This is a genomic window from Inhella gelatinilytica (genome assembly GCF_016093295.1).
GTDB lineage: Bacteria > Pseudomonadota > Gammaproteobacteria > Burkholderiales > Burkholderiaceae_C > Inhella > Inhella gelatinilytica.
Genome location: NZ_JAEDAL010000002.1, coordinates 15630 through 30676, shown reverse-complemented (window position 1 = coordinate 30676; position 15047 = coordinate 15630). Strand labels below are relative to the sequence as shown.

Sequence of the window (15047 nt, the reverse complement as noted above, 5' to 3'; positions counted from 1 at the left end):
ACCGGTGAGGAGTTGCGGTGAGTAATGCCCGCACCGAAGCCATTCTGGACGCGCTGGAACACGTGGAGCACCAACGCGCTCGGCGTGCGGCACACCCCGGTTTGGCCGCGCGCACGGAAGACTTGAAACGCTTCCAGCAGGCGCGATTTCGACAGGCCTATCAGGACCTGCTGCATAGCCCCCGGTACGCCGGGGCGGCCGGCTTCTTTTTGGACGAGCTGTACGGCCCTCGTGACTACAGCCAGCGGGATGCGCAATTCCGCCGCATCGTCCGCCCCCTGGTGCGCTTGTTCCCCAAGGAAGTGGTGACCACGGTGCAGACGCTGGCGGAATTGCACGCCCTGTCCGAAGAGCTCGATACCGAAATGGCCCTGGCCCTGCGCGAACCTGCGAACGCGTCGGCCTACGTGGCTGCCTGGCAGCAGGTGGGCCGCGCGGCGCACCGCCAGGCCCAAATTCAGCTCACGTTGCAGGTGGGGCAAGCCCTGGACCGTTACACCCACAAGCCACTCTTGCGACAGGCCCTGCGCATGATGCGAGGCCCCGCCGCTGCCGCTGGTTTGGAAGACCTGCAGCGTTTCCTGGAGTGCGGGTTTGATACCTTTCGCGCCATGCAGGGCGCCGACGAATTCTTGGCACGGGTTCAGCAGCGCGAAACGGCCTGGGCGCAAACGCTGTTCCAAGGCGACCCCGGCGGCGACCTGCGCCGATTGATGCACCCTGAAAGCGAAGCCCTGACATGAGCTTGCCCGGATCCGCGGCGGATCGCCGACGTGCCTTGCGCGATGTGCTGGTCGAACTGCGCCAAGAGTGGCCCGACCGTCTGCAACGGGCCGCTTCGTTGCAAGAGGTGTTGCGCGTGTGGTTGTTGCAACGGCCCGAACAGCGCATGGGCGCCTATTGGCCCATCAAGGGGGAATTCGACCCGCTCCCCGCGCTTTACCGCTGGAGCGAAGACCACCCCGAGCGCCGCATCGGCCTGCCCGTGAAACACAAAGACACGGGCTTGTTGAGCTTTCACGTCTGGTACCCCGGCTGCCCCATGGAGGAAGACGCTTTCGGCATCCTCAAGCCCAAAGACACCGAGCAATTTGAGCCTGAATTGCTGCTGGTCCCCTGTTTGGGCTTCGGCGCGGGGGGCCTGCGGGTGGGCTACGGCGGAGGGTTTGTCGACCGAACGCTGCGCCAGCGCGAGCCCCACCCGGTGACCTGCGGCCTGGCCTACAGCGTCAGTTGGGTGCCGGGATTGGAGCCCCTGGAAGGCGACCGCCCCCTGGACACCCTGCTCACGGACGAGGGGGTGGTGTGGGGGCGTTGAACGCAGGCGGCGGCACGGCGTAGGCCTCGTGCAGGTTGTTGCGTGGCACCGGCGCCACCCGCGGCAAACGCACGGTCACCCGCGTGCCCTCACCCAAGGTGCTGCGGACACTGACTTCCCCACCCAGCAGCCCCGTGACCAGGTTGTAGATCAGGTAGCCGCCGAGCCCACTCCCGCCCTGACCGAGCCGCGTGGTGAAGAACGGCTCGAAATACCGCGCCTGCGCGGTGGCATCCATGCCCACCCCGTCGTCCTCCACCCAGAGCGTGACCCACGCCTCGACCGACTCGAAACCCACCCGGATGCGCCCGGCAGTGCGCCCTGAGAAGCCGTGCACCAAACAGTTCTGAACCAAGTTGGTCAGCACCTGCTCCACCGCCCCCGGGTAGCCGTCCAGTTCGGGGTCTCCGGATTGCTCGATCTGCAGTTCACAGTTGGCGCGTCGCAACCCGGTCGCCAGCGCCTGCAACACCGCCTGGATGACTTGGGCCACATCAAAACGCCGCCGCCTCAAGCTGGACTGGTCGACCGCCATTTCCTTGAAATGTTCGACCAAATTGGCCGCACGTGCCGCATTGCGCAAGGTCAGGTCGGCGAGGTCGCGCACCGTTTGCAACTCTTCGAGAAGTTGCGAGCGGCGCAAGGTGCCGCCCCCCTCTTGCACCTGGCTCTGCAGGCTCCCCACCCGGTCTTGCAAACTGCTGGCCGCCGTGGTCACCACGCCCAAGGGCGTGTTCAGTTCATGCGACACCCCGGCCACCAAGCGCCCCAAGGCCGCCAACTTCTCCGCTTCGGCCAGGTGATGCATGGCCTTTTGCAAGCCGTCGTTGGCCAATTGAAGCGATTCCGTCCGCTCGACCACGCGAGCATCGAGCTGCCGGTTCAAACCCGCCAGCGCCCGGTTGCTTTCGCGCAGCCGAAAGGCTCGGTCCAGCAGCAACACCGCCCCCAACACCAAGAGCCCGCCCAACACGGCGATGGCCAGGGCCAGCCCCTGATTCGGACCGCTGCGCACATCGGTCTTGATGCTCCAGCGGAACCGCCACTGCCCCCCCGGAGCCGGCTCCAACTCGGTGTAGGACAAGAGGGATCCCGTCTGCGTCTCCCCGCTGACCGCATGCGCGACGCCCTGCGCATCCAGCCAGTCCAACTGCAGCAGCACGCCCGCCGGCCAATCGACTGACTGCAACTGGCGCAACATGCCCCCCACATCCAGCAGCAAGACCACCCATTGATCCGCGCCCTGCGGCAAGGCCAAGGGGACGCTGCCATCGGTGAGCGGGGCCAGCCCGCCCAGGCGACGCTCCGGCGGAGCCGCACGGCGAGCCAGCTCAGCCCACTGATCCGGTGTCACGTTCTGAGACGCCAAACGCTGCCACGCCTGCCCGGCCGCCCCCTTCAGGGCCACGGCCGCCAAGGCAATGTCGCCATCGGTGTCTTGACTCAGTGCCTTCAAGTCCGCCAAGAACGCGGCCTCATCGGGCCACCCTTGCGCTTGAGACAACAACCCCAGGCTGCGCAACAGCTGACGGCGGTGCTCAACCCAATTCAGCGTGAACTGCTGAAGGCGACTGGTGCTGCGGTGTACCTCCTGCTCCCACAGGGCGCGGGCCTCGTGCTGGGCTCGCAGCACCAAAAGCATCAAGGCGGCGGCGCCGACCAGCGCCACCGCCACGAGCACGACCCAGCGATGCGGGGTTTTCAAGGCGCGAACACCACCTTTACCGAGGCGTCCACGTCCGCCTTATCAACATAGCCAATGGCGTTGGGATTGCCCGCGAGCAACGCCTTCACTTCCGCCGCTGAGGTCAGCTCCTTGGGCGCGATGCCCTTGCCGCTAAAGATCAGCCGCGACCAAATGGCCTTGACTTGCGAGGCCTCCTTGCCCAGCACTTTGGCATAGAACTCATCCCGCACCGGAGGCGCCAAGGCCACCAGCGTGGCCTGCCCCAAGCCTGGGGCTTCTTTGGTGGCCCCCAGGTACAGATCCGTCACGGCGGCCTTGTCCAGCTTGGCCAGCGGGCTCTTGGCTGACACCACGACCACCACGTCGGCCATGGCGTCACCCGCCATCAAGGCAAGCACCAGGGCGATCGGTTGCACGACACGAATTGCCATGTTCGTCTCCCTTAGAAAACAAAGTCCAGGTTGACGGACAAGACGTTCATCTTGCCGTCCCAGGCCGGCCCGATGTAAGTCCCGATGGGGCGCGTGGTGGGGCTGTAAATCACGCTGTTCATGCCCAGAAACGGAGCCCGCGTGTTCTTGATGGATTCCCACTGCAGCTTGAGCGCAAAGTTTTCTCGGACCTCCCAGCGCACCCCCAACTGCCAGGTGTCGCGATCGTTGGGGTTGCGCAAGTAGTGCTCAAACGCCGCGTTGGCGGCTGCGGCAGAAGCCGGCGCCGCCGGATGGGTTTGCAGGCCCAGGGGCCCTTCGGTCACCTTGAGCCCGCCAACGGCGGCATACGGCGTGAAGTCGCCCACGCGATACCCCAGCTGGGCATACCAGCCTTGGATATCCGGCACCAGCGCGCTGTTGGACAGACGCCGCGTCCACTCCGCCTGAACAAGCCAATCACCCTGTTCAATCGTGCCCGCCAGTGTGTCGATGTGTCCTTTAATGTCCGTGAACGCAAAGCGCGCCGGCAGCACCGTGGCGCAGTTGGTGCAGGCCGTGGCCCCCGAACTCAGTGCGTTCAGAGCCGCCTGTGTGGCAGGCAGCGACCCGTCCAACCTGAAATCTGACCGCCCCCAACGAACGGTCCACGGGCCCTGGCTCCATTTCAGTGCCAACGAACTGGTGCGCTTGACATCGATCTTGCCGCTGGTCAAGTTCAACTCGGTCTTGCCAAAGGCGGCTTCAAAGGAAAGATTGCCACCGCCGACGGCCTTGGCCCAATTGACGTTGACCCCGTCCAGGCTGGTGATCGGGTTGATTTGATACACCGTCTGATTGGGACGCACCGCAGTCTGGGCGTACCCCACATTGCGGGTATCGGACAACAAGAACACAGGGGCGACCACACGCCCCCCCTTGACGGTCCAATCGGCCGAAATATCCCAACTCGCGTACAACCACTCCACGCGCGGTTTGAAGCGTTCGGTTACGTCGTCTTTGGAGAGCACCTGCAACACCCCTCGCACCGGCCCACTGGGATTCAGGGTGAACTGGCCCGTGAGTTGCGAGTCGCCGTCAAAGCGCCACTCTTTGTTCGAGGTGTATTGCGAAGTGCGCTGGTCGGACCGAGCCCCTGCCACCGGGTCATCGCCGCGATAGGCCGCCAGCGTGCCAAAACCGTCGAACTTCAACCACGGAGTCAGCTCCACCGCCGACGCCGGAAATCCTGCCACCAGGCCCAAGCACAGGGGCCACCAACGAGGGGAACGCGTCATCTCACACTCCTTGTCTCGGAAACAAAAGGGGATTCGCCGGAAGGGCCAGCATCGTCCTTTTGACCGGTTTCTTCAATCCTCAGTGCTGGGTTTGTGCCGCCTGAATGTCGCATCGGCAAGACACCACTCGCGCCGCCGCTGCGCCCCGCCAGGCGGCACCGCCGGCCCAGCGTCCATTGCAGAATGTCCGCATGATGAACGCCCACCACCCCGACCTGCCGGCGCTGTACCGGACCCATCTGGATCAGCTACAGGCGCGCTGCGCCGAGCTCTTGCCCCTGCATGGGTTCGATGGTCTGGCCATCGCTTCCGGGGTGGAAAAGTTCGCCTTTCTGGATGACAAGGCCTACCCGTTCCAAGCCAATCCGCATTTCTTGCACTGGGTGCCGCTGCCCCAGCATCCTGGGTGTTGGCTGCTGATTCGCCCGGGCCGGCCCCCGCTGCTGATTTATCCGCAAGCCGAGGACTATTGGCACGCCCCCCCGGCCCCGCCGAGTGGTTACTGGGTGGAGGCGCTGGAAATTCAGGTGGTGCGTAGCCTCGAAGCTGCAGCCGCGGCTCTGCAGGCGGCGGCTCCCGCGCGCTTGGCGGTGATTGGCGAGGCCGATGCCGCCGTGCCGGGTGGGCCGGTGGCGCACAACCCCGAAGGCGTGCTGGCGGCCCTGCACCATGCCCGGGCCTACAAGACGGACTACGAACTGCAGTTGATGCGGGCCGCCAGCCGGCGTGCAGCGGTAGGGCATCTGGCGGCACGCGCAGCTTTTGAGGCCGGCGGGGCCGAGTTCGACATTCACTTGGCCTATCTGGCGGCGAGCGGCCAGAGCGAGCGCGAATTGCCTTACGGGAATATCGTCGGCTTGGGCGCCCATGGCGCGGTCTTGCACTGGCAATTCCAGGATCGGTTGGCCCCCGCGCAGCCCACCACCCTGCTCATTGACGCAGGCGCCCAATGCGCCGGCTACGCCAGCGACATCACCCGCACCTGGCTGCACCCACACGCGCCGCAAGGGAGTGCGCGGGACGACTTTGCGGCCCTGCTGGCGGGCATGGAGCAGTTGGAGCTGGCCCTGGTCGATCAAGTGCGCGCAGGCACCGACTACGCGGCCATTCACCTGGACGCGCACCAGCGCATCGCCACCTTGCTGCTGGACGTGGGACTGCTGCAGGGCCTCAGCGCCGAGGCCGCCGTGACCCAGGGCGCGACACGCCCGTTCTTCCCGCATGGCATCGGCCACTTGCTGGGCTTGCAGGTGCACGACATCGCCGGCCTGCAAATCGACGCGGCGGGTACGCGCCGCGAACGCCCGGCTGGCCACCCCTATTTGCGGCTGACCCGTCCCCTCGCGCCGGGCATGGTGGTCACCATCGAGCCCGGGCTGTACTTCATTCCGCTGTTGCTGCGCGAGCTGCAGGCCAGCCCCCTGACTGCCCACGTCAATTGGGCGCGGGTGGAGGCGCTGAAGCCCTTTGGCGGCATCCGCATTGAGGACGATGTGGTCTGCCGCGCAGAAGGGGCGCCGGAGAACTTGACGCGAGACGCCTTCCGCGCCCTCAGCGGCTGAAGTCGTTTAGCCCCTTGGTTTGAGGGGGATCAAAGCGAAATCCTTCTTCATGATGTAGCACACCGCCCGGCGACTGCCGGAGCATCGCGTCCCAACAAAAGCGCGGGGAGGACGTCATGCAATCGTGGTTGGATCGGATCAACACACGCACCAAGTTCGCCTTGGTGGGCCTGCTCTTGGCTTTGCCCTGCCTGTGGCTGGGTCATCGCCTCGTTCAATTGGAGTGGGAGACCTGGCAGGTGGCGAGACAAGAGAGCCAAGGCACGGCCGTGGCCTCCCGGTTGGTGGCTGTCCGGCTCGCCCTGATGCAACACCGCGGCCAGTCAGGGCTTTGGTTGGCGCGTTCGGACGCTTCGATCGCCCCCATTCATGAGGCCCAGCAGCAGCTCACACGTGACCTGGAGTCCGTGACGGCCGCGCTGCAGATCCCCGAAATTCCGGCGCAGACCCGAGCACGCTGGCAGGAAGAAGCAATCGCTTTGAAGGGCTTGCTCGGCAGCGTTTCCCGACGCGAACTCACCCCCCAACAAAGCCAAGACTTGCATCGGCAACATCTGCACCAGTTGGCGCAGTTTTCAGCGCAAATCCTTCACGAGACCCTGCTGTCCTATGACCCCAGCGTCGACAGCTATCACTTGATCATCGCAAGCTACGAGGTGATGCCCGAGCTGCTGGATCGCCTCGGTCGCATTCGCGCGCGCACCACGCTGGAGTTGGCGGGAGCGGCCGCTTCGAACGGTCCGGCCGCCGACGGCCAGCACGACATTCAATCGCATCAGGAACGCCTGCAACACCATTACGAGCTGGCCACAGACGCCAACCCCGATCTGGCATCGGTCCTGACGCCCAAGCTGTTGGCAGAAACCACGGCCAGCGTCTTTGACCTTCGCAAGCAACTGCTCGCCGCCCCCCAGGGCTCCACCTCACCGGCCGCTGCCTTCTCGGCCCTGTCTCAGCCGCTCAAGCGCCTGCAAGAACAGTCCGCCCGTGCGGAGGCGGCATTGGCCCAGTTGCTCAAGTCCCGAGCGAATTCGGCTCAGCGAACGCTGTTTTTTTATGCCTGCGTCGGTGGTTTGCTCCTGGTGACCTCCATGTGGCTGGGCCTGTGCTTGGTGCGATCCATCACGTTGCCCGTGGAGCGTGCCGTTCGCGCCGCGCGCGGCATTGCTGCGGGTGACCTGCAATCACCGGTGCCGCAGCAAGGCTCCAACGACATGGGGCAGTTGCTGTTGGCACTGGAGGAAATGCGAGGGCAACTGGTCAAGGTCTGTGTGGCCGTGCGGCAAAGCGCGGAGCAAGTGGCTTCGGCCAGCGGACAAATCGCCGCCGGCAACTCCGACTTGTCCACGCGCACGGAACGGCAAGCCAGCGCGGTTCAACAAACCGCCGCCACGATGGAGGAGTTGGGCGGCGCCGTCCGCGACAACGCCGACCATGCCCATCAAGCCCGCGGCTTGGCGACGCAAACGGTTCAGCAGGCCGAAGTGGGTCTCAAAGTCGTCACCGACGTTGTGGAGCAAATTCAGGCGGTTCATCACAGCTCGCAGCGCATCAGCCAAATCATTGGGGTGATTGATGGCATTGCCTTTCAGACCAATATCCTGGCGCTGAACGCGGCGGTGGAGGCAGCACGCGCGGGCGAGTCCGGGCGCGGTTTCGCCGTGGTGGCCAGCGAGGTTCGCAGCCTGGCGGGTCGCGTGGCGGAAGCGGCAGCGGAGGTCAAGCACCTGATCGGCGCCATGGCGGATCAAGTCTCGGGAACGACGGGCCACGCCCGCAGTGCCGGGGATGTAGTAACCGAGGTGGTGCGGGCCATCCAGCACTTGGGCTCGCTGGTTGCGACCATCAGTCATGCCAATCAACAGCAGAGTGACGGGGTGCTGCAAGCCAGCCGCGCCGTGAACGACATGGACCAGACCACCCAGCAGAACGCCGCGCTGGTTGAGCAAAGCGCAGCAGCGGCCGAAAGCCTGCGGCAGCAAAGCAGCGAGCTGCTCAATGCCGTGGGCGTCTTCATCCTGCCCACACAGGCCTAACTTCCCACCGCGTCGGGCCGGGCCACCCTCAGTAGCGGAACTCGCCCCGCAGGGACCACACCACAAACGTGCGCTTGCGATCCAGCGTTTGGGTTCGGCTGGTGCCCACGTCCACCTGCGTGAGCACCTCGGTGGGGTAGGCCAGCACATTGGCGGTGGAAAGCCGCCAAACGATGCCATCCCGGGCCTCGCCGCTGTGCCACTGCAGGTAAGCGTCCAGCACGCGGCGCGGGCTGTCTTGCCGCGCCAGCAAGGCAGTCTGTTGCACCCGCGTCAGGGGAACGTAACCCCAGTTGAACCCCCCGCGAACCCCGTTCGGCCACAAGTAGTCCGCCCCGAGGTTGGCCGTGCCGCGCGGTTGCTGGTCGAGCCGGTTGTCCGGACCCGGCACCCCGTCCACTCGGGAGGCGAAAACCGCCAGGTTGCCGCGCACCAAGAGTCCGCCCAAGACCTCGGGTGCGGAGGGCCACAGCTCATCCAGCCGCGCCTTGGCCTCAAGTTCCAGCCCCGCCGTCCGAGCCCGATCCAGATTGCGCGGGCGGCTCACCCAGCGCGGGCGGTCGTCCCAGGGCACGACTTCCTGCACGAGCAGCCGGCGAATCAGCCCGCGGATCTCCCGCACGTAAGCGCTGACCATCAGCACGCCGCCGCTGTCCAGCCAGTGCTCCCAGCTCATATCCAGACCCGTGGCCAGTTCCGGCAGCAACTCAGGGTTGCCAGCGCTGTCCGGATGGGTTTGGGGGTTGAGGCCCTGCGGGTAGCTGGCATTCACCACCGGCTTGGCGATCAGGTCGTTGAGCGCGGGCGCCCGGTAACTGCGCGTCAAGCTGGCGCGCACTTGATCGCGCGGCCAAAAGCTGGGTTTCCAAAGGGCATGGGCCAGGGGGGATGCCACGCGGCTGACGGTGAGGCTGGGGGGCACTACCCCGCCCCCCGCCCCCTGCGTTCGCAACTCCTCCCAGCGCCACCCCAGGTAAATCGACCACTGCGGGTTGGGGCTCCACTCGTCTTGGGTGTAGGCCGCCCGCCGGCGGGTGCGCGCCGCCAAGGTGTCGCCAAATTCGTCCAAACCGGCCTTGGGCGCCCCGTTTTCCAGCGTGGCGCGCGTTTGCACGCGCTCCCCCCACTCCCCTTCCACCCCGCTCACCCACTGGTGCTCACGGTCGGTTTGAAGGCTCCACTTCGCGGTCAAGGTGCGGTTGTCGTCCTGGGTGTGCGTGCGGTCGTCTTGGGTGCGCACCGCTTGATCGAGCAGAAACTCCTGCCGGTGGTTTTCGCTGTCCCAACGGGTGCGCCCCGTGCCACTGCGAAGTTCGAATCGCTGCGCCGGATCGGGGCGCCACAGCCAGCTGGCATTCAATCGGAGCAAGGCGCTCGAGCCTTCGTTGCGCCCTTGAGCCGCGTCGTAGCGGCTGTTGCCCCAGACCCGCACATCGGTCGTGCCGTCGCTCCCTGAGACAAAGGCCACCGGCGAGAGGTGCAGTTGCTGGGTGTCGCTGAGCTTCCAGCGCAGGCGACCACTGCCATTCAGGCTGCGCGTGCGCCCCCGGCTACCGCCGATCTGGCCGCTTTCACCGGTCACTTGCCCCGTGTCCAATCGCTCACTGCGGTAGCGCACATCGACATCGTTGAAGCGCGTTGCGGCATTCCCACTCAAGGTGAATGCCCCCACCAGGGCATCGTTCCAACCGCGTGCATTGCGCGTCCAATTGAAGTCACCCTGCGGGTCACCGTGGTCCCCACCCAGGCCCACGCGCAACTCGCTGGCGCTCTTGACCAACGGTTCCCGCAGGAGGATGTTGATCGTCCCCGCCACGGCGCGGGCCCCGGTTTCAGCCGTGGGCGCGCGCAAGATTTCAATGCGCTCGATTTGATCGGGCGAGAGCTGGTCCACGGAAAAGCCCGCTGGCGCCCGTTCGCCGTCAATCAAGATTTGGGTGAAGCCGCCTCCAAGCCCGCGCAAGCGAATATCGCCCCCGCGCCCGGGGCGCCCCCCGAGCGTGACCCCCGGCAAACGCCTGAGCACATCGCCCAGTTGCGTATCACCATAGCGCGCCAAATCCTCGCGGTCGATGACGATCTTGCTGGCCGTGCTGTTGCGGCGGCGACTGGCCGCCGTGGGGCTGCTGGTCACAGTCACCTTGTCCAGTTTTTCCGTCGGAGCAGCAGCCGGCTTCTGGGGAGCTTGCGCGCCTACCGCGGTCGGAGCCGCTGGATCGGGCGCCGCCGCGGCCGCCAACCGCGCCACCCCCATGACCGCCACCGCGATCCACACTCTGCCGTTCATGGTGCCATTGTGGTTGGCGCCGTAGGCGCGCCGACGGGCCTCACCCCTGCCAAAACCGACACCGCCCATGGCCAAAAGTTGGGGGGCTCAAAACCGCATTTCAGCGCGCAGGTTCCAGGTGGTGAAGCTGGGCTTGCGGTCGGTGCTCACCAGCGGGCCCGCGCCACTCTCAATCACCGTCTGACTCAGACTGTCCAGCGGTGCCAAATTGGAGAGGCCCAGTCGCCACGTGAGCGCGCGACTCTGCACCCACTGCACATAGGCATCGACCACCGAGCGGCGGCTGGTGCGGCTGGTGAGGGTCTCCGTTTGCTGGATCAGGATCTCCGGGGTCAAACTCCAGTTGGCGCCGTAGCTCCAAGCACCCATGCGGTAATCGGCCCCCACATTGGCGCTGAAACGCGGCTGGGCATCGATCCGGTTGTGCGGGCCGGGGATGCCCTCCACCTGGGAGGTGAAGAGGCTGACGTTGGCGCGCAGTTGCAGCGGCAGGGCCTCCACCGCCCACAGTTCGTCCACCCGGGCTTTGAGCTCCAATTCCAACCCTGCCGTGCGGGCGTCACCCAGGTTTCGCGGCCTCGCAACATAGCGCGGTGCGGCGTCCCATGGCACGGATTCCAGCGATATGACGGAGCGGATCAAGCCCTGGATCTGGCGCGCAAACACGTTGGCTGACAGCATGCCGCCCTTGCTGAGGTAGTGCTCCCATCCCAGCTCCAGGCCGGTGGCCAACTCGGGCTTCAGCGCCGGGTTGCCGGCCCGGTCCGGTGTCAATTCGGTGTTGGCCCCGCTGGGGAACTGGTTGTTGATGGAAGGGCGCGCGATCAGGTCATTGAGGTTCGCGCCCCGGTAGCTACGCGTCAGGCTCATGCGAAGCTGGTCGCGCGCCTGGGGGTTGGGCTTCCACAGGGCATGCACCAGCGGAGACCACACGGACGAGCGATTGCGCACCTCGCCGACCAGCGCACCGGCATCGCCTCGACTCTCGATACCTTCCCACCGCAGCCCGGCATGCAAGTTCCACTGTGATGTGGCCTGCCATTCATCCTGGGTGTAGAGCGCCAAGCGCTGCGTACGCGCACGGAGCTCGTCACCGAACTCCGACAGTCCCGGCTTGGGTTGACCATTTTCCAAGGTGGTGCGAGCGTTGTCGCGCTGGTTGCGCTCCAACTCCAAGCCACTCACCCAGTTGTGTTCGGTCGCCGTTTGCTGGGTCAATTTAAAAGTACCGTTCAGCACCCGATCGCGGTTGGTCGACTGATCGTCCTGGATCCGCACCGGGGTACCGGCCAAGGTCTCGAACCGCTGGCCGTGGGACGTCAACCGGGTCTGACCGCCGCTCAGCCGGCCATCAAACCGCGTCGTTTCGCTCCAGCGCTTTTGATAGTTGCCCGCCACGCGCAGGCTGTTGAAGGATCCATCCCCTTCGCTGTGCACCGCGTCATAGCGCGAAAGCCCCGTTTGAGCCCATTGGCTGCTGTTTCGAGTTTGCGCCACCACCCAAAAGGGCATCAGCATCAACTGCTCGCCCTCGCCCAACCGCCACTGCAATCGGCCGTTGGCGTTCAGGCTGTTGCGACGCTCTTCACTGTGGCCCTGCTGCGTGGTGAGCAGCGAACCCGGACCTTGTTGGCGCGTGTCGATCAGATCGGGGCGTCGCTGGGACTGCCCCACCACCGTGAGCGAGGTGTTCAGCCCCCCGGCCAGCGTGTCATTGCGGGTCCAACTGAGGTTCGCTTGTGGCGCGCCGTGGTCGCCCCCCACGCTGGCGCGCATTTCGTGCAGATTGCGGGCCAGCGGCTCGCGCAGGATCACATTGATGGTGCCCGCCACGGCGCGCGCCCCAGTCTCCGCCGTGGGCGCGCGCAGGATCTCGATCCGCTCCACTTGATCGGGTGGGATTTGGTCCAGCGAGAAGCCGGGCGGCATGCGCTCGCCGTCGACCAGAATTTGCGTGAACCCGCCGCCCATGCCCCGCATGCGGATCTCACCGCCGCGCCCTGGGCGCCCCCCCGGGGTGACACCCGGCAGGCGTCGCATCAAATCGGTGAGATTGCCGTCGCCAAACCGCAGCAGATCGTCGCGGCTGATGATGATCTTGCTGGCCGTGCTGGCACGGCGGCGGCTCTCGTCGGTGGCCCGGCTGTTGACTTCGACCTTGTCCAGTTTCTCCGGCGTCTCTTTGGACTTGGGATCGGGATCTTTCGACGTCGGCGTTTGCGTTTGCGTTTGCGCGTGGAGCGCCGTGGCAGCCCACAGGCCACAGGTCAAGAGGAAGCGTCGCATCCGGTCAGTGTCTCCCGCCACCCAAAGCCCTGCCAAAAGCCAGCGCCGGGCTTTGCGCTTCTTTACCCAAGCAGGCCCACCACCTGCCCTGCACCGTCCGAGCGAGCCATCTCCAAGCGCTGGCGAGCCGTTACCAGGAGACTACCCAAATCGTCACCGTCGTCGGGGGCAACGGCTAGGCCCGCGCAGGCGTCAACTTCAATAGGCGCACCTTTAGCCAGCGCGATGGGCTGCGCTTTCAGGCGCTCAAGCACCTGCTGGGCCGCCTGCATTGCATCCGCACCCAAGGTACCAGGGAGAACCACCACAAAGGTCGCCCCATGATCTCGGATCACCACATCATTTCGCCGGACGGCCAGCTCCAGACATCGCGCTGCATGAGCCAGCACCCTGTCCCCGACTGCCCGTCCATACGTCTCGTTCGCCACACCGACGCTACGCACATGCACCAAAACCAAGCTGGTTGGCAGTTGCCGCATTTGATCCAAGTGCAAGAGGTCAGGCACAACTTGCTCCAGGTAACGCCTGTTGTAAACCTCCGTGAGCGGATCCCGCAGCAGTTGGGCTTCAATCTGTCCCAACTGGCGCTGAAAGGACAAGAACGCCAGCAGCTCACGCCCCGGCAAAACCGTCCTGGGTTCACCATGGTCGCGCCTCAGGATCACCAAGCTCAACCAGGCCAGACTCGCGAATGCAACGGCCATTAGAGACTTACCCTGCACCGCAGACAGGACCATGTGGAACGTAAAAATCTCCGAACCCAACGCAAACGCGATAAAGAGCACACTGTCGACCGCAGACACGATCAGCAGGGTCAGGAACAAACTCAACCACCGTCCCCAGTTCAGTCTCTGAAACGCATTGACCAGCAACACGCTCGCCGAAAGTCCAATGATCAACAAGCCATTGCCGATGGCTTCCACACGAGCACTGCTATTGAGCACCTCAACGTCAATGTGGAGGGGTTGTCGTATTTCCGGCGCGCTCAACAAATTGGTCAGCAGTGGTCCGAGTAGCGCGAAAGCTGCTGAGACACCAGCCAGCGTCCATACCAATTGCCGCGCCGCGCCCAAGCCACCGCGCAAATAAACCACCTGAACCACGGTGAGCGCGTTCATGTAGCTGAGCACCGACCCCAATCGCATGGCCCCCACACCGGGAAAGTCGATCACCGTCGGCGTGAGCACAAAGATCTTCAAACCCTCCAGAGCCCCCATCACCAGCATCAACGGCCCCCAACCCAGGGCCCGTTGCAGGGCCAGAGCCCCCATGCACAGCGCAAACAGGGAGGTCGCCAGGGCCAGCAGGAGCGCGAGAGTGGTCATGCGCGGGCCAGCCCCAAGCGTCGACCGATTTCGAGCACCAACTCGCTCTGGTTCAGCGTGTAGAAATGCAGGGCCGGCACACCACCGGCCATCAAGCGTTCACACAAGCGCGTCACCACATCCAGCCCGAACGCACGGATCGAGGCCGAGTCGTCCAGGTAGCCCTCCATCTTCAGCGCCACCCAGCGGGGGATGTCAATACCATCGCGCTGGGCAAATTGGGCAATGCGGTGGTAGTTGTGGAAGGGCATGATGCCGGGCACGATGGGTTGGTCAACCCCGAGTTTTCGCGCCTCGTCGACGAAGTGAAAGTACGCCTCGGGGTTGAAGAAGAACTGGGTGATCGCTGCACTGGCCCCCGCTTTCATCTTGCCGGCGAAATGCTGCAAATCCTTCGCGGCGTAGCGGCACTGCGGGTGCGTTTCCGGGTAGGCGGCGACTTCGATCTGCCAATCCGCGCCTTCGGTGTCGCGAATGAATCGCACCAGTTCTTCGGCGTAGCGGAATTCGCCCAACCCGGCCGTGCCGCTGGGCAGGTCGCCGCGCAGCGCCACGACGCGGCGGATGCCCTGGCTGCGGTATTCGGCCAGGATTTCGCGAATGGATTCGCGTGTGGCCCCAATGCAGGAGAGGTGCGGCGCGGCCTCATGGCCTGTGGCCGCAATGGCTTTCACCGTGGTCAGCGTCTTTTCGCGGGTCGCCCCGCCTGCGCCATAGGTCACGCTGAAGTACTCGGGCTGGAGCGCCGCCAGCGCTGGCACGACCTGGTTCAGCAGCTTGTCATGGCCAACGGGGGTGTTTGGAGGGAAAAATTCGAAACTGACCGGGGTGCGCATGA

At 65.2% G+C, this 15047-nt stretch carries 11 protein-coding genes; 4 read left to right on the top strand and 7 right to left on the bottom strand.

The features are described 5' to 3' along the window. The first annotated feature begins 17 nt into the window (after window positions 1–17). Entirely contained in the window at window positions 18–743 is a 726-nt protein-coding gene (locus tag I7X43_RS05040) for a DUF8198 family protein (protein WP_198099838.1), read from the top strand. Beyond that, window positions 740–1318: a 5-formyltetrahydrofolate cyclo-ligase gene (locus I7X43_RS05035; RefSeq protein ID WP_198099837.1), complete on the top strand. Its 579-nt coding sequence runs from the start codon at window positions 740–742 to the stop codon at window positions 1316–1318. Before I7X43_RS05040 ends, I7X43_RS05035 begins: the two co-directional genes overlap by 4 nt. On the opposite strand, the gene I7X43_RS05030 is transcribed toward I7X43_RS05035, so the two are convergent. From I7X43_RS05030 to I7X43_RS05020, 3 genes are read right to left on the bottom strand one after another with little or no spacing between them, the layout of a single operon-like run. Then, entirely contained in the window at window positions 1287–3023 is a 1737-nt protein-coding gene (locus I7X43_RS05030; protein ID WP_198099836.1) for a sensor histidine kinase, read from the bottom strand. The two genes, I7X43_RS05035 and I7X43_RS05030, sit on opposite strands and share 32 nt — an antisense overlap. After that, the gene (locus I7X43_RS05025; RefSeq protein WP_198099835.1) at window positions 3020–3436 is read right to left on the bottom strand and encodes a type 2 periplasmic-binding domain-containing protein; all 417 of its coding nucleotides are present in this window, start codon (window positions 3434–3436) and stop codon (window positions 3020–3022) included. Before I7X43_RS05025 ends, I7X43_RS05030 begins: the two co-directional genes overlap by 4 nt. 11 nt (window positions 3437–3447) lie before the next feature. After that, window positions 3448–4713 carry a hypothetical protein gene (locus tag I7X43_RS05020; protein ID WP_198099834.1) on the bottom strand — a complete coding sequence of 422 codons (1266 nt, stop codon included), beginning with the start codon at window positions 4711–4713 and terminating at the stop codon, window positions 3448–3450. Window positions 4714–4904: 191 nt separating this feature from the next. On the opposite strand from I7X43_RS05020, the gene pepQ reads away from it, so the two are divergent. Both pepQ and I7X43_RS05010 read left to right on the top strand, forming a co-directional pair. Further along, window positions 4905–6275 (top strand): Xaa-Pro dipeptidase, encoded by a 1371-nt coding sequence (gene pepQ, locus I7X43_RS05015; protein WP_198099833.1) that lies wholly within the window; start codon window positions 4905–4907, stop codon window positions 6273–6275. Window positions 6276–6391: 116 nt separating this feature from the next. Further along, window positions 6392–8311 carry a methyl-accepting chemotaxis protein gene (locus I7X43_RS05010; RefSeq protein ID WP_198099832.1) on the top strand — a complete coding sequence of 640 codons (1920 nt, stop codon included), beginning with the start codon at window positions 6392–6394 and terminating at the stop codon, window positions 8309–8311. A gap of 28 nt (window positions 8312–8339) precedes the next feature. Here the strand turns inward: I7X43_RS05010 and I7X43_RS05005 are convergent, their stop codons facing one another. The 4 genes from I7X43_RS05005 to metF all read right to left on the bottom strand — a co-directional run bounded on the left by I7X43_RS05005 (window position 8340) and on the right by metF (window position 15045). Beyond that, complete coding sequence (locus tag I7X43_RS05005) at window positions 8340–10598, bottom strand: TonB-dependent receptor plug domain-containing protein (protein ID WP_198099831.1); 2259 nt, start codon at window positions 10596–10598, stop codon at window positions 8340–8342. Window positions 10599–10685: 87 nt separating this feature from the next. Continuing rightward, complete coding sequence (locus I7X43_RS05000; RefSeq protein WP_198099830.1) at window positions 10686–12884, bottom strand: TonB-dependent receptor plug domain-containing protein; 2199 nt, start codon at window positions 12882–12884, stop codon at window positions 10686–10688. Window positions 12885–12946: 62 nt separating this feature from the next. After that, window positions 12947–14209, bottom strand: coding sequence for a GGDEF domain-containing protein (locus tag I7X43_RS04995; RefSeq protein ID WP_198099829.1), 1263 nt, complete (start codon window positions 14207–14209; stop codon window positions 12947–12949). Further along, a complete protein-coding gene (gene metF / locus I7X43_RS04990) occupies window positions 14206–15045 on the bottom strand; it encodes a methylenetetrahydrofolate reductase [NAD(P)H] (protein ID WP_198099828.1) in 840 nt (279 codons plus the stop codon). The genes I7X43_RS04995 and metF overlap by 4 nt, the downstream gene beginning before the upstream one ends. Window positions 15046–15047 lie beyond the last annotated feature (2 nt).